The following is a 21,014-nucleotide window of genomic DNA, read 5'->3' as shown; positions in this document are numbered from 1 at the left end:
TCCGTTTACGGACGTAAAGATTTAATCTATTAAAAACAATAAATTAAAAAATTAAGCTGCTTATTTAATTTTCTGGCACGACGGTTGCAATTATCAGGACAGCAAACAACGAAAAGAGAAAAACAAAATGAATTACGAATTACTGACCACTGAAAATGCCCCGGTAAAAATGTGGACCAAAGGCGTGCCGGTAGAGGCCGATGCGCGTCAGCAACTTATTAATACGGCGAAGATGCCGTTTATTTTCAAACATATTGCGGTAATGCCTGATGTACACCTGGGTAAAGGTTCCACCATTGGTAGCGTGATCCCAACCAAAGGGGCGATTATTCCGGCGGCGGTGGGCGTGGATATCGGTTGTGGAATGAACGCGCTGCGTACCGCGTTAACGGCGGCAGACCTGCCGGAAAACCTGGCGGAGCTGCGTCAGGCAATTGAAACTGCCGTGCCGCACGGGCGTACTACCGGGCGTTGTAAACGTGATAAAGGCGCATGGGAAAACCCGCCTGTTAACGTCGATGCGAAATGGGCTGAGCTTGAAGCCGGTTATCAGTGGTTAACGCAAAAATATCCCCGTTTCCTTAACACTAACAACTATAAACACCTGGGAACGCTGGGAACGGGTAACCACTTTATTGAAATCTGCCTTGATGAGTCGGATCAGGTGTGGATTATGCTGCACTCCGGTTCACGCGGAATCGGTAATGCCATCGGAACTTACTTTATCGATCTGGCGCAAAAAGAGATGCAGGAAACGCTTGAAACATTGCCGTCGCGTGATCTGGCGTACTTTATGGAAGGTACGGAATACTTTGATGATTACCTGAAAGCCGTGGCCTGGGCGCAGCTTTTTGCCAGCCTTAACCGCGATGCGATGATGGAAAACGTGGTAACGGCGTTGCAGAGCATTACGCAGAAAACGGTCAGACAGCCACAAACGCTGGCGATGGAAGAGATCAACTGTCACCACAACTATGTGCAAAAAGAACAGCACTTTGGTGAAGAGATCTACGTGACGCGTAAAGGCGCGGTGTCTGCGCGTGCTGGTCAATATGGAATTATTCCCGGTTCGATGGGGGCGAAGAGCTTTATCGTCCGTGGGCTGGGAAATGAAGAGTCGTTCTGTTCGTGCAGCCACGGTGCCGGGCGGGTTATGAGCCGTACTAAAGCGAAAAAAATGTTCAGCGTGGAAGATCAAATTCGTGCCACCGCGCATGTGGAATGCCGTAAAGATGCCGAAGTGATCGACGAAATCCCGATGGCGTATAAAGATATTGATGCGGTGATGGCGGCACAAAGCGATCTGGTGGAAGTTATCTATACCCTGCGTCAGGTGGTGTGCGTAAAAGGATAAATGATGAAAAGGATGATTGCGCTGGATGGCGCACAGGGCGAAGGCGGCGGGCAGATCCTGCGCTCGGCGCTGAGCCTGTCGATGATAACTGGCCAGCCATTTACCATCACTGACATTCGTGCCGGGCGGGCGAAACCGGGGCTGTTGCGCCAGCATCTGACCGCGGTTAAGGCGGCGACGGAAATTTGCCGAGCAACGGTGGAAGGCGCGGAGCTGAGGGCGCAGCGTCTGATCTTCCGGCCCGGCACCGTGCGCGGCGGCGATTACCGCTTTGCTATCGGAAGCGCCGGAAGCAGCACGCTGGTGCTGCAAACGGTGCTACCCGCGCTGTGGTTTGCTGATGGGCCTTCGCGTGTTGAAGTGAGCGGCGGCACCGATAACCCGTCGGCACCGCCTGCGGATTTTATCCGCCGGGTGCTGGAGCCGCTGCTGGCGAAAATGGGCATTCATCAGCAAACCACATTATTACGCCACGGTTTTTATCCTGCTGGAGGCGGGGTGGTGGCAACGGAAGTCTCGCCCGTGGCATTGTTTAACACCTTGCAACTTGGCGAGCGCGGGAACATTGTGCAGATGCGTGGAGAGGTGCTATTAGCTGGCGTGCCGAGGCATGTTGCTGAGCGTGAAATCGCTACGCTGGCGGGTAGTTTTTCCCTGCATGAGCAGAATATTCATAACCTGCCGCGTGACCAGGGGCCGGGTAATACCGTCTCGCTTGAAGTCGAAAGTGAAAATATCACCGAACGCTTTTTTGTCGTCGGTGAAAAGCGCATCAGTGCCGAAGTGGTCGCGGCACAGTTGGTGAAAGAGGTGAAACGCTACCTGGCAAGCCCGGCGGCGGTGGGGGAATATCTCGCCGACCAGCTGGTACTGCCGATGGCGCTGGCGGGCGCGGGAGAATTTACGGTCGCCCATCCCTCATGCCATCTGCTGACCAATATTGCGGTGGTGGAGCGTTTCTTGCCAGTGCGGTTTAGTCTGGTGGAGGCGGATGGCGTAACGCGGGTGAGCATTGAATGATATAAAGATGTAAGCCGGATCCGACGTATTATCCGGCTAAACTCACACTCCATATCCCATCATCTTCAGCAGTTTTTGCGCGTGCTGCACGGCAGCCTGACGGTGGGCGACGCCGAGTTTTTGGTACAGATTGCGGATATGCGTCTTGATGGTGGTTGCCGCCACTTCCAGTTCGCCTGCAATTTGTTCGTTGCTGTAACCGGAGTAAATCAGCCCCAGGACCTGCCATTCACGTTGGGTCAGCGGGCTGGTGCGGATCAGTTCTGGCACTTCCGGATGATTTAGCAGACGTTCAACGAAATTCTCATCGAAATGGGCGAATTTATGCCGATGATGTTGATTGATTTCTCGCAGAATACGCTGCGCACGATGCTGTTCCAGTTCCGGCAGCGTATTGAGTTGAATCAGCTGGCGCAGTTGTTGCGCCATCGCTTCGCCTTCGATGACAAAATGACTGATAAATCCGGTGCGATTCGCCAGTTTTAATGCGTCCAGCAACACACGCTGGGCGTCACTTTTACGTCCGGCCTGCCAGTACAGTTGATTAAGCAGCAACAGGTTACGGTTGAGATCGCTCATCAACCGCAGACTGCGGGCGTTTTCATTGAGTTCTTCGAGAACAATTTCTGCCGGTTCAAACTCGCCCAGCAAGATTTGTGCACGGGCAATGTTGCGCCATTGACCTTGCAGGAAGTGGTTGTTCGCAAACTCTGGTTTAGCCGTATGACGCAACCAGTTGGCAGCGGCGGCTTTATCGCCGGTCATTTGCCAGTAAATCACCCGGACTTTGTTGGCGTTAGAGATCCAGTCGCTGTGATATTTGCCATTTCCCAGCAGGTTTTCCAGACGGTTCAGCTGGCTACGGGCGTTATCTAAATCACCACGGGCCAGCGAGCATTGAATCAACATTGCCAGGCACTGAAGCTGTTGCTGTGGCTGATAAGACGACAAGACTTCAATCCCGCTACGCGCCGACGCTTCGGCTTCATCCAGCCGCGCCCAGGCCCATAACAGCTGCGCACGAATGCGCACCAGAAACTCATGCATTGGCAGCTGTTCCAGATGCTGCTCGTTGATCAGCTGGAACGCTTTTTCCTGCGTTTCCCACGCGGTTTGCAGGAACCCTTGGGCAAACAGAATTTCACTTTGCTGGATTAAACTCCATAAGGCGTAGTGCCAGACATCGTGCTGGCGCGCCATCTGTTCGGTTTGCTGCATTAACGCCAGTGAGCGGGTCAATTCGCCTTTGCAGTGCAATACTTCACCCAGCACTGAGGTTGCTACAATGCGGCTATAGAACCAGCCCGGAGGCAGTTCTTCCAGTGCCAGTTTTGCCAGCCGTTCCGCTTCATCCGGATTACCATCGTTAATCGCTACCTGGGCGCGCAGAGCGTTAAATTCTGCGTGCATGGTGCCTTCTCTGATGTCCTTGATTTCATGTTCAGCACGGGCTAGCAGGGTGTTAACTTCGCCGTAGCGATGTTGGCTTTGCATCAGCCACGCCTGCAATAACACTAACTGCGGATTTTCCAGCAAACTGTCCCACGGCAGGGCCTTAAGCGACTCTTCCAGCAGCGACAGTTCGCTATGGTTGAACAGACTCCAGGCGTGATTAAGCAGAATATCGCGCAGCATCAGCGCATCGCCTGCCGCCAACGCATGATGAATCGCTTCGCTGGGAAATCCCTGGGCCATCCAGCTTTCTGCGGCGGCACGGTGGATTTCCGGCAGCTCCGCCGCCAGTTCCCACTGGCAGCGCTGGCGCAGGAAGTTACCAAACAGCGGGTGATAGCAGAACCACTCGCCGGTATCATCCATCCGCTGTAAAAACAGCCCCTGACGCTCAATCTCTTCGAGGCGCATTTGCCCGTTTTCTTCGCCGGTCACACGGGTGATGAGTGCATCGTTCATTGAGCGCAAAATGGCGCTTTTCAACAGAAAATGGCGCGTTGCGAGATCGACGTTATCCAAAACCTCATCGACCAGATAATCCGAAAGATGGCTGGCATTGATTCCCGCCAGGCGGCGTGCCGACTTATGGGCTGAGTGGGTATTCTGCCGGGCGGAGAGGGCGATTAGCTGCAGTGCCGTCGCCCAACCGGAAACGTCATCACAAATCCGACTGCTTTCTGCGGCTTCAATCGGCGATGACAGACGGCAATCAAAAAACTGCTTCGCTTCCTGATGGGTAAATGCCAGTTGCTGACTGCCAATTTCCAGCAGTTGATCACGAACACGCAGATTGGCAATGCCCAGTTGCGGAAGGTTGCGTGACAACACCACCAGGGTGAGATTTTCTGGTTGATGGCGAATAAAGAAGCGCATTGACTCGTGGATCACTGGATTAGTGATCAGATGATAGTCATCGATGACCAGATAAAGTGGGCTATGCCATTCCGCCAGCTCAATGAAAAGCTGGGCGAAGAGTGACGTCAGACTGGCATATTGCCGTTTTTGCGCCATCGTCTCACATATCGCACAGTGACCGTTGGTTGCCTGCTGCACGGCGGCAATGAGATAGCTGGCGAAACGCTCTTGCTGGTTATCACCTTCATCCAGCGAGTACCAGCCGATATCGTTTTTGCCTGCCGCCCACTGGGAAATGAGCGTGGTCTTTCCGTAGCCCGCAGGACTTGTGATTAGCGCCAGCCGGAAGTTGTTCGCGCCGGAAAGTTTAGCCAGCAGGCGCTCACGAACCACGGTATGGTCGAGTCGAACCGGACGACTTAATTTTGACGGAATCAGCATAGTTAATCACTTCACTGTGGAAAATGAGGAAATATTATTTTTTTTGCGCTTCGTAATTAATGGTTATAAGGTCGGCCAGAAACCTTTCTAATGCAAGCGATGACGTTTTTTTATGTGTCTGAATTTGCACTCTGTCACAATTCCAAATCTTTATTAATGACTCACCTAAAACGACGCTGATACAGCGTGAATGCTGGGTTGTACGGTATTTCCCTTATGTTCATCAGTTTCATTTAAGCAAGGGTTTTTTCTTTATCCCTGATGAAAGTGCCATCTAAAAAGATGATCTTAATAAATCTATTAAGAATGAGATGGAGCACACTTGATATTTTACTTATGAAACTGTTTCACTCCTTTACTTAATTTATAGAGTTACCTTCCGCTTTTTGAAAATACGCAACGGCCATTTTTTGCACTTAGATACAGATTTTCTGCGCTGTATGGCATTGATTTGCTGCTAATCCTGTGGTTTGCACTAGCTTTAAGTGGTCGAGATCACATTTCCTTGCTCATCCCCGCAACTCCTCCCTGCCTAATCCCCCGCAGGATGAGGAAGGTCAACATCGAGCCTGGCAAACTAGCGATAACGTTGTGTTGAAAATCTAAGAAAAGTGGAACTCCTATGTCACAACCTATTTTTAACGATAAGCAATTTCAGGAAGCGCTTTCACGTCAGTGGCAGCGTTATGGCTTAAATTCTGCGGCTGAAATGACCCCTCGTCAGTGGTGGCTGGCAGTGAGCGAAGCACTGGCCGAAATGCTGCGTGCTCAGCCATTTGCCAAACCGGTGGCGAATCAGCGACATGTTAACTACATCTCAATGGAGTTTTTGATTGGTCGCCTGACGGGCAACAACCTGTTGAATCTCGGCTGGTATCAGGATGTACAGGATTCGTTGAAGGCTTATGACATCAACCTGACTGACTTGCTGGAAGAAGAGATCGACCCGGCGCTGGGTAACGGTGGTCTGGGACGTCTGGCGGCATGCTTCCTCGACTCAATGGCGACCGTCGGGCAGTCAGCTACTGGTTACGGCCTTAATTATCAATATGGCTTGTTCCGCCAGTCATTTGTCGATGGCAAACAGGTTGAAGCGCCGGATGACTGGCATCGTGGTAACTATCCGTGGTTCCGCCACAATGAAGCACTGGATGTGCAGGTTGGAATTGGCGGTAAAGTGACGAAAGACGGACGCTGGGAGCCGGAATTTACCATTACTGGTCAAGCGTGGGATCTCCCCGTTGTCGGCTATCGTAATGGCGTGGCGCAGCCACTGCGTCTGTGGCAGGCGACGCATGCGCATCCGTTTGATCTGACTAAATTTAACGATGGTGATTTCCTGCGTGCCGAACAGCAGGGCATCAACGCGGAAAAACTGACCAAAGTTCTCTATCCAAACGACAACCATACTGCCGGTAAAAAGCTGCGCCTGATGCAGCAATACTTCCAGTGTGCCTGCTCGGTAGCGGATATTTTGCGTCGCCATCATCTGGCGGGGCGTAAACTACACGAGCTGGCGGAGTACGAAGTTATTCAGCTGAACGATACCCACCCAACTATCGCGATTCCAGAACTGCTGCGCGTGCTGATCGATGAGCACCAGATGAGCTGGGATGATGCCTGGGCCATCACCAGTAAAACTTTCGCTTACACCAACCATACCTTGATGCCAGAAGCGCTGGAACGCTGGGATGTGAAACTGGTGAAAGGCTTACTGCCGCGCCACATGCAGATTATTAACGAAATTAATACACGCTTTAAAACGCTGGTGGAAAAAACCTGGCCGGGCGATGAAAAAGTATGGGCCAAACTGGCGGTGGTACACGACAAACAAGTGCATATGGCGAACCTGTGTGTGGTTGGCGGTTTCGCGGTAAACGGTGTTGCGGCCCTGCACTCGGATCTGGTGGTGAAAGATCTGTTCCCGGAATATCACCAGCTATGGCCGAACAAATTCCATAACGTCACCAACGGTATTACCCCACGTCGCTGGATCAAACAGTGCAACCCGGCACTGGCGGCTCTGTTGGATAAATCACTGAAAAAAGAGTGGGCTAACGATCTCGATCAACTGATCAATCTGGAAAAATTCGCTGATGATGCGAAATTCCGTCAGCAATATCGCGAGATCAAGCAGGCGAATAAAGTCCGTCTGGCAGAGTTTGTGAAAGTTCGTACCGGTATTGAGATCAATCCACAGGCGATTTTCGATATTCAGATCAAACGTCTGCATGAGTACAAACGCCAGCACCTGAATCTGCTGCATATTCTGGCGTTGTACAAAGAAATTCGTGAAAACCCGCAGGCTGATCGCGTACCGCGCGTCTTCCTCTTCGGCGCGAAAGCGGCACCGGGCTACTACCTGGCGAAGAATATTATCTTTGCGATCAACAAAGTGGCTGACGTGATCAACAACGATCCGCTGGTTGGCGACAAGTTGAAGGTGGTGTTCCTGCCGGATTATTGCGTTTCGGCGGCGGAAAAACTGATCCCGGCGGCGGATATCTCCGAACAAATTTCGACGGCAGGTAAAGAAGCTTCCGGTACCGGCAATATGAAACTGGCGCTCAATGGTGCGCTTACTGTCGGTACGCTGGATGGTGCGAACGTTGAAATCGCCGAGAAAGTTGGTGAAGAAAATATCTTTATTTTTGGTCATACCGTGGAACAAGTGAAGGCAATTCTGGCCAAAGGCTACGACCCGGTGAAATGGCGGAAGAAAGATAAGGTGCTGGACGCAGTATTGAAAGAGCTGGAAAGCGGCAAATACAGCGACGGCGATAAGCATGCCTTCGACCAGATGCTGCACAGTATCGGCAAACAGGGCGGCGATCCGTATCTGGTGATGGCGGATTTCGCAGCCTATGTAGAGGCACAAAAGCAGGTGGATGTGCTGTACCGCGACCAGGAGGCCTGGACTCGCGCGGCGATCCTCAATACCGCCCGCTGCGGTATGTTTAGCTCGGATCGCTCTATTCGCGATTATCAGGCTCGTATCTGGCAGGCAAAACGCTAAGGAAGCTCGATGGAAAGCAAACGTCTGGATAATGCCGCGCTGGCGGCGGGGATTAGCCCCAATTACATCAATGCCCACGGTAAACCGCAGTCGATTAGCGCCGAAACCAAACGGCGTTTGCTTGACGCGATGCATCAACGTACCGCCACGAAAGTGGCGGTAACGCCAGTCCCGAATGTCATGGTTTATACCAGCGGCAAAAAAATGCCGATGGTGGTGGAGGGCAGCGGCGAATATAGCTGGCTGCTGACCACCGAAGAAGGAACGCAGTACAAAGGCCATGTAACGGGGGGCAAAGCGTTCAATCTACCGACGAAGCTGCCGGAAGGTTATCACACGCTGACACTCACCCAGGACGACCAGCGCGCGCATTGCCGGGTGATTGTCGCCCCGAAACGCTGTTACGAACCGCAGGCGTTGCTGAACAAACAAAAGCTGTGGGGTGCCTGCGTTCAGCTTTATACGCTGCGATCGGAAAAAAACTGGGGTATTGGGGATTTTGGCGATCTCAAAGCGATGCTGGTGGATGTGGTAAAACGTGGCGGGTCGTTCATCGGTCTGAACCCGATTCATGCGCTCTATCCGGCAAATCCGGAAAGTGCCAGCCCGTATAGCCCGTCTTCTCGCCGTTGGCTGAATGTGATTTATATCGACGTTAACGCCGTTGAAGATTTCCATCTTAGCGAAGAGGCTCAGGCCTGGTGGAAGTTGCCGACCACGCAACAGACGCTGCAACAGGCGCGGGATGCCGACTGGGTCGATTACTCCACGGTTACCGCCCTAAAAATGACAGCATTACGAATGGCGTGGAAAGGTTTCGCGCAACGTGATGATGAACAGATGGCCGCGTTTCGCCAGTTTGTTGCAGAGCAAGGCGACAGCCTGTTCTGGCAGGCGGCGTTTGACGCACTACATGCCCAGCAAGTGAAAGAGGACGAAATGCGCTGGGGCTGGCCTGCATGGCCAGAGATGTATCAGAACGTGGATTCACCAGAAGTGCGCCAGTTCTGCGAAGAACATCGCGATGACGTTGATTTTTATCTCTGGTTGCAGTGGCTGGCTTACAGCCAGTTTGCCGCCTGCTGGGAGATAAGCCAGGGCTATGAAATGCCGATTGGCTTGTATCGTGACCTGGCCGTTGGTGTAGCAGAGGGTGGAGCAGAAACCTGGTGCGACCGGGAGTTGTATTGCCTGAAAGCGTCGGTTGGCGCGCCGCCGGATATCCTCGGCCCGTTGGGGCAGAACTGGGGATTGCCGCCAATGGACCCGCATATTATCACCGCGCGTGCCTATGAACCGTTTATCGAGCTGTTGCGTGCCAATATGCAAAACTGCGGCGCATTACGAATTGACCATGTGATGTCGATGCTGCGTTTGTGGTGGATACCGTATGGCGAGACGGCAGATCAGGGGGCATATGTTCACTATCCGGTGGATGATCTGCTCTCGATTCTGGCACTCGAAAGTAAGCGTCATCGCTGTATGGTGATTGGTGAAGATCTCGGTACCGTACCGGTAGAGATTGTCGGTAAGCTGCGCAGCAGCGGTGTGTACTCCTACAAAGTGCTCTATTTCGAAAACGACCACGAGAAGACATTCCGCTCACCGAAAGCGTACCCAGAGCAGTCGATGGCGGTTGCGGCGACACACGACCTGCCTACGCTACGCGGCTACTGGGAGAGCGGGGATCTAACGCTGGGCAAAACGCTGGGGTTGTATCCGGATGAAGTGATACTGCGCGGTCTGTATCAGGATCGCGAACTGGCGAAGCAAGGACTACTGGATGCTCTGCATAAATATGGTTGTCTGCCAAAACGTGCCGGGCATAAGGCATCGTTGATGTCGATGACGCCGACGCTGAATCGTGGCTTACAGCGCTACATCGCCGATAGCAACAGCGCCCTGTTAGGACTACAGCCGGAAGACTGGCTGGATATGGCTGAACCGGTGAATATTCCCGGCACCAGTTACCAGTATAAAAACTGGCGGCGCAAGCTCTCCGCAACGCTTGAGGCGATGTTTGCCGATGATGGCGTGAACAAGTTGCTGAAGGATTTGGACAGACGGCGCAGAGCGGCAGCGAAGAAGTAGTAGGGTGCGGTTGATGCCGGATGCGATGCATCCGGCAGTCAGTGTTATCAAATCACCATATTCAGCAGCAGACAGCCTACTAGACCGCACACCGAGATAATGGTTTCCAGCATCGACCAGGATTTGATGGTCTCGCCGATAGTCAGGTTAAAGTACTCTTTGAACAGCCAGAAGCCCGGATCGTTCACGTGAGAGAAAATCACACTACCGGAACCCACCGCAATAACCATCAGCTCCGGGCTAACACCCGTCGTTGCAATCAGCGGTGCCGCGATACCACCCGCAGTGATTGCCGCAACGGTTGCGGAACCCAGCGCGATACGCAGTACGGCAGCAATCGACCAGGCCATCAGCAGCGGAGAAATGTTGGTTTCGTGCATCATGGAAGCAATGTATTTGTCCACGCCGCTGTCTACCAGCACCTGCTTGAACGCACCGCCACCACCGATAATCAACAGCATCATCGCAATGATTTTGATGGAAGAAACCAGCGTGTCGTTAATCTGATCCATTGAACGACCACGGTTCAGACCAAAGGTGAACATCGCAATCAGTACGGCAATCAGCGTAGCCATTACTGGGTCACCGAGGAACTCCGCTACCGGCAGGAAAGCGTGACCTTTCGGCAGGATCATTTCGGCAATCGCACGCATCGCCATCAGCACTACCGGCACCAGAGAGGTCCAGACGCTGACGCCAAAGCTCGGCATCTCTTCTTCGCTGAAGGTTTTCGCGCTGTACAGACCTTCCGGGATCGGCTTATCGATACCTTTCAGCACGCGAGCGTAAACCGGACCGGCGAGAATCACGGTCGGGATTGCCAGAATAGTACCGTACAGCAGGGTTTTACCCATATCGGCATTGAAAATGGTGGCAATCGCAGTCGGACCCGGATGCGGTGGCAGGAAGCCGTGGGTCACAGACAGTGCAGCCGCCATTGGTACACCAACATACAGCAGTGGAATATTCGCGGAAGCCGCGATGGTAAACACCAGCGGCAGCATCAGCACAAAGCCCACTTCATAGAACAGGGCAAAACCAACGGTAAAACCAGTCAGTACCACCGCCCACTGGATGTGTTTTTTACCAAATTTAGCAATCAGCGTGGTGGCGATACGTTGTGCGCCACCGCAGTCTGCCAGCATTTTGCCCAGCATTGCGCCAAAACCCATGATCAGGGCAAGGCTACCGAGCGTTCCGCCGACACCGGCTTTGATGGAGCCAATAACTTTATCCAGCGGCATTCCTTGCATTAATCCAACAGCAAGCGCCACGAGGACGAGAGCGATGAAGCCGTTCATTTTGAAACGGATCATCAGGAGCAACAACAAGATTACACCGATAGCAACAATGACTAATGGCATGATTTACCTGGCCTTTCATTTGTTATGGGTAACGTCAATTTTCTGACGACAAACTCTAATTATCCCAATCGGGAACAGAGATATTGCGGCACCACGACTGATACCCACTAAAACTAATTATTGTAGTCAGATGTCAGGAGTATGTTTGGTACCCACGTGAATGATACGGGTAACATCCGGCGTTTGAGAATCACCAGAGCGGGGTAAATTTAAATTATGAGAGGTTGGTCATATTATCGCGGGGAAACGAAGGGAGGGATTTGCCAAAGCAATGCTGCGCCAACGTCTGGCTCATGTTCAACGTAGGCCCGAAATGACGCTTTAGCGTCGCATCGGGCAATCTACAAAAGAGGGGATAACTTAGTAGTAGGAGTGCTCGCCGCGCTGGTGTTCGGTGAGATCGCGCACACCTTTCAGCTCCGGGAATTCGTTCAGCAACTGCTTCTCGATCCCTTCTTTCAGCGTCACATCGACCATGGAACAACCGTTACAGCCGCCGCCAAATTGCAGAATAGCGTAACCGTCTTCGGTGATTTCCATCAGCGAAACGCGACCACCGTGACCAGCCAGTTGCGGGTTGATCTGCGACTGCAGCATATACTCAACGCGCTCCATCAGCGGTGCATCGTCTGCGACTTTACGCATTTTGGCGTTAGGCGCTTTCAGTGTTAGCTGAGAACCCAACTGGTCGGTAACAAAATCGATCTCTGCATCTTCCAGGTAAGGAGCGCTTAACTCATCAACATACGCGGTCAGCAGGTCAAATTTCAGGGCAGTGTCGGTGGCTTCTACAGCGTCCGGCGGACAATAAGAAACGCCACATTCAGCGTTAGGCGTGCCAGGGTTAATCACAAATACGCGGATTTGTGTCCCTTCTTCCTGATTTGCCAGCAGTTTGGCAAAGTGCGCTTGTGCAGCATCGGAAATACGGATCATAGTAATGGCCTAATAGTTGACTATTTTAGTTGGTTATAATACGCCCATCATCGAGGCTCTACAAGGTTCGACAAAGGCACCAGACCTGGACAGTCGCCGCACCATTGCGTAAAAGCAACTGCGCAATCTCTGCGACGGTACTTCCGGTGGTGACGACATCATCCACAATCACCATATGGCGACCTTGCACAGGCAATTCAAGGCGAAAGGCATTTTTCAGGTTGCGCTTGCGCAGCCGGGCACTGAGAAAATGCTGGATAGCGGTGGCCCGTGTTCGTGTGACGGCTTCGCTATCCCATTGGCAGTGCAACCAGCGTGATAACGGCTGACACAGCAAATCGCTCTGATTAAATCCCCGACGCCAGTGACGCCGCTGCCATAACGGAACGCTGATGATGCGATCAGGCAGTTGCAAGCCGGTGGTGCGACGGGCGTGTAAGACTTCCAATAGTAACAGACGTGCCAGGGCGCTGGCGATTTCGCTGCGCCGGGAAAACTTAAGCTGGTGGATAAGCGGACTTAATGGCGGCGCATAGTCGGCAACAGTGACCAGTCTTTGCCAGGGCGGCGGTTTTTGCAGGCAGCGACCGCAGGGAAGATGTGAGTGTGTGGCGGGTAATCCACATTGTGGGCATAACGTTTTATCTGTACGGGCGGCGCGTGAACAGACCGAACAAATCCCCCAATGACCTAACGCCAGCGGCATTCGGCATAGCCAGCATAATCCCGGTACTGTTAGCATATGTTCATCCTTGTAAGTCAAAAGAGAACAATAGCGGATGAATAACATCTGGTGGCAGACCAAAGGTCAGGGGAATGTTCATCTTGTGCTGTTGCACGGATGGGGACTGAATGCCGAAGTGTGGCGTTGCATTGACGAGGAACTTAGCTCGCATTTTACGCTGCACCTTGTTGATCTGCCCGGTTTCGGGCGCAGCCGGGGATTTGGTGCGCTGTCGCTTGCTGATATGGCCGAAGCCGTGCTGCGACAGGCACCTGATAAAGCCATTTGGTTAGGCTGGAGTCTGGGTGGGCTGGTGGCAAGCCAGATTGCGTTAACCCATCCCGAGCGTGTTCAGGCACTGGTCACCGTGGCGTCGTCGCCTTGTTTTAGTGCTCGTGACGAGTGGCCGGGGATAAAACCGGACGTGCTGGCGGGATTTCAGCAGCAACTCAGTGATGATTTTCAGCGTACAGTGGAACGGTTCCTTGCGTTACAAACCATGGGTACTGAAACGGCGCGCCAGGATGCGCGGGCGTTGAAGAAAACCGTTCTGGCGTTACCGATGCCGGAGGTTGACGTGCTTAATGGCGGGCTGGAAATCCTGAAAACGGTCGATCTCCGTCAGCCGCTGCAAAACGTGTCCATGCCGTTTTTGCGATTGTATGGCTATCTCGATGGTCTGGTGCCGCGCAAAGTGGTGCCGATGCTGGATAAACTTTGGCCTCACAGCGAATCATACATCTTCGCCAAAGCGGCCCATGCGCCGTTTATTTCGCATCCGGCCGAGTTTTGTCGCATGCTGGTGGCGTTGAAGCAGAGGGTGTAGGTGGCTTTTGAAATGGCGAGACAGAACTTTACTGACTCGCCGCAGCCAACTCTTCTTCTGACACCCCGGTAAAACGCATGATGTCTGCAAGAGGGACTCCGGATTACAGCATTCTTTTGGCGATATCCAGGGCTTCCAGGCGTCGATCCAATAAATAACCAATCAGGTAACTAATAAGATATTCTCTTTCTGCATCTGTCATTAAAACCATCCTTTACGTTATTGATGATTTATTTCAGCAAGGTCTTCAACCGTCAGGCTGGTAAATCGCAGAACGTCCTCAAGAGAGACTCCGGCATCCAGCATGGTTTTGGCAATATTTAGGGCGTTGGTACGTATACCTTTCTGAAACCCTTCCTGCCGCAATCTTTCCGCAATAGTCATTAAACTCTCCTTGTGTTTCGGTGAACGTTCGGTCACACCGTCGATAAAATCGTTAAAACGTACCGCATCGCCAGTTTGCAGTATGTAATTAAACAGCCCTTTGATTTGTCTGTCATTAGCGTATCCACTACTTAATAAGCAGGCCATTTGCTCTACCAGCCCCATCAGGTCGCGTTGACGAATATGTTTTTGAATTAACTCCAGCAGCGCCATACGTCGGTGCTGCATGATTTCATCATCAGGCATGACGGTGACATCAATCAGCGGAAATGCAGAGGCATAAAGCTGCCTTGCCAGGTTGGGATCGGCGAAACAATCAAGCCAACACAGCGAATAGGGATAGGGGCTTTCAATACCGTGGTAAAACAACAACGGCACCACCATCGGCAATGTTTTGTATCCGGCATCCAGGTGATTTTGCATTGCGGCAATGGCGTAGCGCATCATGCGAAATGCGATCAGTTTGTTTGAGGTGCTTTGATGTTCAATCAGACAATAGATGTATCCTGGTCCTTGTTCCGTTTTCACCGACCACAGCACGTCGGAATAGCTTTCACGCAGATCGTCATCAATAAAGCTACTCGACTCCAGCTTGAGGGTTTTCATATCACAGAGCGCGTGAATAGGTGCCGGTAAATGGAACGCAAGAAAATCGCGCGCCGTCTCCGGTTGGCGTAAAAAGAGTTTGAACAGCGCATCGTGTGGGGTGGAACTCTGCTTTTTGCTCATGGCGTTCCTTCACCTGTTGTTTGAATGCCGCGACTCTACGCGCCACTCCACACCTGTGCATTAGCGAGTTTTCATCCCTGCGAGACGCTTTCAGAGGAATTTACGTCGCGTTGCAAGGGTTGCATTTTTATGGAAAGCCGCACGCAAAAAGCCCGGATGCAAACGCATACCGGGCTTTTCAAAACAGGCGATGGAGTAAGGTTAACGCAGCGCCCACCACTCGCGCAGGCAGGCTTTGCCTTCCGGGCAGCTTTTACAACTGCCAGAGAGGCAGCCGTCAGGTTCTTCCTGAATCCGCACGGCTTTGCCCATGCTTTCCAGCTGTTGCAGCATGGCGTTAATCATTGGCTGCGGCGTATTCAATGCCTGGCTTATCTGGGCCGCTTCCATACGGCCCCGTAACGCCAGCAAATCACGTACCTGAATAAGTGAAGCCATTAATGGCAATCACCGGTGGTGCTGGCTGCGCAGCAACTGCTTACCGATTTGCGCGTTGCCAGCAGTTCGATATTCACCCGGCTACGCGCGCGGCGCAGCAGACCGATAACCACGATGTTAAACAGGATAACCGCCAGAATGCACACCAGGCTGTAAGTTGGATGCTGGCTGTAGCTGGCGACTTGATAGAACAATGTTGCCAGCGAGTAAGCGATATTTAGCCCCCACAAGATGGAGAAGCCCATCCAGCCACGGCTTGATTCACGGGCGATAGCACCCATCACCGAGATGCACGGTACGTACAGCAGGACGAAAATCAGGTAGCTGTATGCGGCAGCTGCGCTACCGAATTTCTGATCCATCACACCCATCGCCCCGGTACCCATTTCGCCGTCGCCTTTGCTCGCTTCAATCGGGTTCATCAGTACGCTAAGGCTGAAGGTGTCTTTCAGGCTCTGCCAGGTTTCATCTACCGCGCTGAAAAGCTCTTCACCGAGGTTAAATTCCGCCGGATTGAACTCTTCGTCCTGAATATTTTCTGCGGTGTAGAGGGTGTTGAGCGTACCCACCACCACTTCTTTCGCCATTGCGCCTGTAAACAGACCAACCGTTGCCTGCCAGTTATCTTCATGCACGCCAATCGGCTTGAAGACTGGGGTGATCACCCGGCTGACGGAAGCCAGCGCCGAGTCGTTGATGTTATCGACGATTTTCCCGCTCAGAGAGAAGCTGTTGAAAGCACTCAGGAAAATGCTGACGATGATAATCACTTTACCAGCACGCAGAACGAAGCCTTTCAGACGCTGCCAGGTCTGGATAATCAGGCTTTTAACGTGTGGTACATGGTAGACCGGCAGCTCCATGACAAACGGCGTCGCTTCACCGCGCATGATGGTGTACTTGAGCATCAGGCCAGTCAGCACCGCCATCACAATACCGAGCATATACAGCGAGAAGACCGCCAGCGCACCGTTCTGCCCGAAGAAAGCAGCCGCGAATACTGCGAAGATAGCCAGACGCGCGCCGCAGGACATAAACGGTGCCATCATGATGGTCATCAGACGTTCACGCGGTGCATCAAGCGTACGTGCGCCCATTACCGACGGTACGTTACAACCGAAACCCACGATTAGCGGTACAAAGGATTTCCCCGGCAAGCCCAGCGCCTGCATCAGACGGTCCATCACAAACGCCGCACGCGCCATATAGCCGGAGTCCTCGAGGAAGGAGAGGAACAGGTACATCATGCCGATCTGCGGCACCAGTGGCAGCACGGTGTTAATACCGCCACCCAGGCCCTGGGCGAGGAAGATAGTCAGCCAGTCCGGGAAGTGGAGCGTGTAGCCAATCCACTGAATACCATGCACAAATAGCGCCACGGAGCCGACGTCAAACAGCGGCTGTAACGCCCCGCCGATGTTGATAGCCAGCAGGAACATCAGGTACATCACAAAGAGGAAAATCGGCAGACCGAGGAAACGGTTGAGCACGATTTTATCTACCGCAGTGGTGAAACGGCTGGGTTCTGCCGTCAGGGTGTTGCTTACCACATCACAGATGGCAGCAATGCACTGGTAACGCGCATCGGCAATGTGCAGCGCCGGATCGTCCATCTCATTACGCAGACGGGCGAGGGCGGCATCAAGATGCTGCGACGCTTCACCGGCGTAGGCGCGGCTGTAGATATCGCCTTCCAGCATTTGCAGGCCCAGCCAGCGACGTTGTTTCAGCGGGATGTCGGAAGGCATCACTTTTGCCAGTGAATCTGCTTCGTTGAGCAGCGGCTGTGCGTAATGCACCAGTTCCACATTCTCGTTAGCTTTATAGCGATCAATTGCCAGCTTGAGCGCTTCAATACCGCGACCACGGGTTGAAACCAGCGGGATTACCGGGCAGCCAAGACGCGCCGACAGAGCATCAATTTCAATGCGAATATTTTGCTTCTCGGCAATGTCGAGCATGTTCAGCGCCACGATGCAGGGAATGCCGAGTTCCAGCAGTTGTAGCGTCAGGTACAGGTTACGCTCAAGGTTAGACGCATCCACCACGTTAATCAGCAGGTCGGCGTCGCCACTCAAGATGTAGTGACAGGCGATTTGCTCATCGAGCGAGGTCTGCGATGAGATGGTGGTCAGAGAATAGGTGCCGGGCAGGTCCACCAGCGTGACCTGATGATCGGTGGTGGAGAATTGCCCTTCTTTACGTTCGACGGTAACGCCAGCCCAGTTACCTACACGCTGACGTGCGCCAGTGAGCTGGTTAAATAAGGTTGTCTTGCCAGAATTTGGATTACCAATTAAGCCAATGGTTAATTTTTTCATTGTTGTTATCACCGTATTAACAGGAAACCGCTTCCACTTCTAATAAGGCCAGATCTTTTTTGCGTAATACCAGGCTCACACGACGGGTTTCGATATGAATGGGGTCGCCGAGTGGAGCGACGCGCACCACATTAAAAGAGGAGCCAGGTAACATGCCAAGAGAAAGCAGTTTTTGGCGATATGCCGGGCTGATTTCACGGGAAAAGCCAGTGATTTTCCACGCAGTATCTGGAGTGTATTGCATAGGTGCCTACTTGTTTCTCATTAACTGGATAACTACCTCATGGGGCGTTTGACAGCGACATGAGACCAGATGATTTGCCAACAAAGGAGAGATTAAATAATCAACAACACAATGATAATGAGAATGGTTTCTATCAGCAATACTTAAAATGTGTGCGAATGTTGGTTTGAATAATAATCTGACTCAATGTTGATGTGGCTCAAGGTTATATCGCAGCGAAAATATAATTCGAATAGCGAATTACCAGGACTGGTTAATGTTTAATTAAGGTTTCAGTTGTTAATGAAGTGATAAATATTAACGAAATATATTGTGAGTTTGGCTGTGGAATAAAAAGGCCGGAGATATTCTCCGGCACTTTTATGTCAGGCAAGGCGTTCGTTGCCAGATGCGGCGTGAACGCTTTATCTGCCCTACGATTTCGTGCAAATTTGAACCGTAGGCCAGCCAGGGCGTTTAACGTTTTTTGCCCATTGCCGCCGCCAGCGCATCCATCATCGCGCTGTTACCGGCAGGCTGCGCTTCACGCCCACGCGGTTTGGCTGCCGGGCGGTTGTTTTGCGGGCGTTCATTACCGCCGCCGCGACGGGCGTTGGTTTCGCCAGGCTGCTCGTCCAGACGCATGGTCAGGGCGATACGTTTACGCTGAAGATCCACTTCCAGCACTTTCACCTTCACAATGTCGCCCGCTTTCACCACGGTATGCGGATCTTCCACAAACTTATTCGACAATGAAGAGATGTGAACCAGGCCGTCCTGATGCACGCCGATATCGACAAACGCGCCAAAGTTGGTGACGTTGGTCACCGCGCCTTCGAGGATCATACCCGGTTGCAGGTCGTTCATTGTCTCGACGCCATCAGCAAACTGAGCGGTTTTAAATTCCGGACGCGGATCGCGACCCGGTTTTTCCAGCTCTTTGATGATGTCAGTTACTGTCGGCACACCGAATTTCTCATCAGTAAAGTCAGACGCTTTCAGGTTACGCAGCTCGCTGCTGTTACCCATCAGATCTTTCAGTGCCTGCTGTGTTGCTGCCAGAATGCGTTCCACCACCGGATAGGCTTCCGGGTGAACGGTAGAGGCGTCCAGCGGGTTATCGCCGTGGTTAATACGCAGGAAGCCCGCACACTGCTCGAAGGCTTTCGGCCCCAGACGGCTCACTTTCAGCAGTTGCTGACGGTTCTGGAACTGACCGTTCTCATCGCGCCAGGCCACGATGTTTTGCGCCATCATGCGCGTCAGGCCCGCCACGCGGGTTAACAGCGGAACAGAAGCGGTGTTGAGATCGACGCCAACAGCGTTTACGCAGTCTTCTACTACTGCATCCAGTTTGCGGGCCAGCTGCGTCTGGCTGACGTCATGCTGATACTGACCTACGCCGATAGATTTCGGATCGATTTTCACCAGCTCCGCCAGCGGATCTTGCAAACGACGGGCGATAGATACCGCGCCACGCAGCGAAACGTCGAGATCCGGGAACTCCTGCGCTGCCAGCTCGGAAGCCGAGTAAACCGACGCGCCTGCTTCGCTGACGATCACTTTCTGCGCGGTCACTTTCGGGAACTGCTTCTGCACGTCGAGATAGAAACGCTCAGTTTCGCGGGAAGCTGTACCGTTGCCGATCGCCACCAGTTCAACATTATGCTTTTCACACAGGGCAGCAACGGTCATCGCTGCTTTTGCGGCTTGTCCGGTGTGCGGGTAAATGGTATCGGTCGCCACCAGTTTGCCAGTTGCATCGACCACCGCTACTTTTACCCCGGTACGCAGACCCGGATCGAGGCCCATCGTTGCACGCAGTCCGGCTGGGGCCGCCATCAGCAGATCGTGCAGGTTACGGGCAAAGACGTTGATTGCTTCATCTTCCGCGCGTTCGCGCACGGTGCCCATCAGTTCGGTTTCCAGATGCATCAGCACCTTGATGCGCCACGTCCAGCTCACCACGCCTTTGCGCCAGCTATCCGCCGGGGCATTGTTCAGGCGCAGGCCGAGATGATCCATAATGATTTGCTCGCAATAGCTCTCTTTTGGCGGCTCATCGAACTGCGGATCGGCATTCAGCGAAAGCTGAAGTACGCCTTCGTTACGACCACGGAACATCGCCAGCGCGCGGTGAGAAGGCACCGTTGACAGCGGTTCGTGATGATCGAAATAGTCGCGGAATTTCGCCCCTTCCTCTTCTTTACCACTCACCACCGTAGAAACCAAATGCGCGTTCTTCCACAGATAATCACGCACTTTCGCCAGCAGCGCGGCATCTTCGGCAAACCGTTCCATCAGGATATAGCGCGCGCCGTCCAGCGCGGCTTTGGTATCTGCCACGCCTTTATCGGCATCAACATATTGTGCAGCGGCGACTTCTGGCGTGTGTGATGGAGAGCTCCACAGCAGGTCAGCCAACGGCTCAAGCCCTGCTTCAATGGCGATTTGCCCGCGGGTGCGGCGTTTAGGTTTGTAGGGCAGGTAGAGGTCTTCGAGTTCGGTTTTGCTTAGTGTGGCGTTGATGGCATTCGCCAGCTCGTCAGTGAGTTTGCCTTGCTCGGAAATGGATTTGAGGATCGCCTGACGTCTCTCTTCCAGCTCGCGCAGATAGCTCAGACGCGTTTCCAGATTACGCAGCTGCGTGTCATCCAGACCGCCGGTGATTTCCTTACGATAACGTGCGATAAACGGCACGGTATTCCCTTCGTCAAGCAGGCGAACGGCAGCGTCAACCTGTTCCGGGCGCGCCTGAATTTCACCCGCAATAATGCGGCAGAACGAATCATTCATCATGGTTTGAGTTCATCTTTTCGGATCAAAAATCAGGGGATAGT

General features: G+C 52.8%; 14 protein-coding genes. 5 read left to right on the top strand and 9 right to left on the bottom strand.

Annotated elements, in window-relative coordinates; all coding sequences use genetic code 11:
• The first annotated feature begins 127 nt into the window (after nt 1-127).
• The gene (gene rtcB / locus G434_RS11390; protein WP_001105467.1) at nt 128-1,354 is read left to right on the top strand and encodes an RNA-splicing ligase RtcB; all 1,227 of its coding nucleotides are present in this window, start codon (nt 128-130) and stop codon (nt 1,352-1,354) included.
• A 3-nt stretch (nt 1,355-1,357) separates the two neighbouring features.
• Nucleotides 1,358-2,374 carry an RNA 3'-terminal phosphate cyclase gene (rtcA, locus tag G434_RS11395; protein ID WP_001306323.1) on the top strand — a complete coding sequence of 339 codons (1,017 nt, stop codon included), beginning with the start codon at nt 1,358-1,360 and terminating at the stop codon, nt 2,372-2,374.
• A 42-nt stretch (nt 2,375-2,416) separates the two neighbouring features.
• Here the strand turns inward: rtcA and malT are convergent, their stop codons facing one another.
• On the bottom strand, nt 2,417-5,122 hold the full coding sequence (gene malT / locus G434_RS11400) for an HTH-type transcriptional regulator MalT (protein ID WP_000906970.1): 2,706 nt from the start codon (nt 5,120-5,122) through the stop codon (nt 2,417-2,419).
• A 622-nt stretch (nt 5,123-5,744) separates the two neighbouring features.
• On the opposite strand from malT, the gene malP reads away from it, so the two are divergent.
• Nucleotides 5,745-8,138, top strand: a complete 2,394-nt coding sequence (gene malP / locus G434_RS11405; protein ID WP_000081886.1) for a maltodextrin phosphorylase — start codon at nt 5,745-5,747, stop codon at nt 8,136-8,138.
• Between the two features lie 9 nt (nt 8,139-8,147).
• On the top strand, nt 8,148-10,229 hold the full coding sequence (gene malQ, locus G434_RS11410; protein WP_000444359.1) for a 4-alpha-glucanotransferase: 2,082 nt from the start codon (nt 8,148-8,150) through the stop codon (nt 10,227-10,229).
• 47 nt (nt 10,230-10,276) lie between these two features.
• Here malQ and gntT read toward each other — a convergent pair whose 3' ends face one another.
• From gntT to gntX, 3 genes are all read right to left on the bottom strand, one after another.
• Nucleotides 10,277-11,593, bottom strand: coding sequence for a gluconate transporter (gntT, locus tag G434_RS11415; RefSeq protein ID WP_001131758.1), 1,317 nt, complete (start codon nt 11,591-11,593; stop codon nt 10,277-10,279).
• Nucleotides 11,594-11,953: 360 nt separating this feature from the next.
• Nucleotides 11,954-12,529: a Fe-S biogenesis protein NfuA gene (gene nfuA, locus G434_RS11420; protein WP_000619389.1), complete on the bottom strand. Its 576-nt coding sequence runs from the start codon at nt 12,527-12,529 to the stop codon at nt 11,954-11,956.
• A gap of 58 nt (nt 12,530-12,587) precedes the next feature.
• A complete protein-coding gene (gene gntX, locus G434_RS11425; RefSeq protein ID WP_001306320.1) occupies nt 12,588-13,271 on the bottom strand; it encodes a DNA utilization protein GntX in 684 nt (227 codons plus the stop codon).
• 37 nt (nt 13,272-13,308) lie between these two features.
• Here gntX and bioH point away from each other — a divergent pair, with 37 nt between their 5' ends.
• Nucleotides 13,309-14,079 carry a pimeloyl-ACP methyl ester esterase BioH gene (gene bioH / locus G434_RS11430; protein WP_001060080.1) on the top strand — a complete coding sequence of 257 codons (771 nt, stop codon included), beginning with the start codon at nt 13,309-13,311 and terminating at the stop codon, nt 14,077-14,079.
• Between the two features lie 219 nt (nt 14,080-14,298).
• On the opposite strand, the gene rpnA is transcribed toward bioH, so the two are convergent.
• From rpnA to G434_RS11455, 5 genes are all read right to left on the bottom strand, one after another.
• Nucleotides 14,299-15,192, bottom strand: coding sequence for a recombination-promoting nuclease RpnA (rpnA, locus tag G434_RS11435; RefSeq protein ID WP_000039101.1), 894 nt, complete (start codon nt 15,190-15,192; stop codon nt 14,299-14,301).
• 201 nt (nt 15,193-15,393) lie between these two features.
• The gene (gene feoC, locus G434_RS11440; protein WP_001306319.1) at nt 15,394-15,630 is read right to left on the bottom strand and encodes a [Fe-S]-dependent transcriptional repressor FeoC; all 237 of its coding nucleotides are present in this window, start codon (nt 15,628-15,630) and stop codon (nt 15,394-15,396) included.
• Nucleotides 15,630-17,951, bottom strand: a complete 2,322-nt coding sequence (gene feoB / locus G434_RS11445; protein ID WP_000737015.1) for a Fe(2+) transporter permease subunit FeoB — start codon at nt 17,949-17,951, stop codon at nt 15,630-15,632. The genes feoC and feoB overlap by 1 nt, the downstream gene beginning before the upstream one ends.
• A 16-nt stretch (nt 17,952-17,967) precedes the next feature.
• On the bottom strand, nt 17,968-18,195 hold the full coding sequence (gene feoA / locus G434_RS11450) for a ferrous iron transporter A (protein ID WP_001200455.1): 228 nt from the start codon (nt 18,193-18,195) through the stop codon (nt 17,968-17,970).
• A gap of 456 nt (nt 18,196-18,651) precedes the next feature.
• Nucleotides 18,652-20,973 (bottom strand): Tex family protein, encoded by a 2,322-nt coding sequence (locus tag G434_RS11455; protein ID WP_000980764.1) that lies wholly within the window; start codon nt 20,971-20,973, stop codon nt 18,652-18,654.
• Nucleotides 20,974-21,014: the final 41 nt, after the last annotated feature.

This window comes from Escherichia sp. KTE172, assembly GCF_000408845.1.
Lineage (GTDB): Bacteria > Pseudomonadota > Gammaproteobacteria > Enterobacterales > Enterobacteriaceae > Escherichia > Escherichia coli.
Note: the sequence above shows the minus strand (reverse complement) of the source record. Positions and strands in the feature narration are given on the sequence as shown.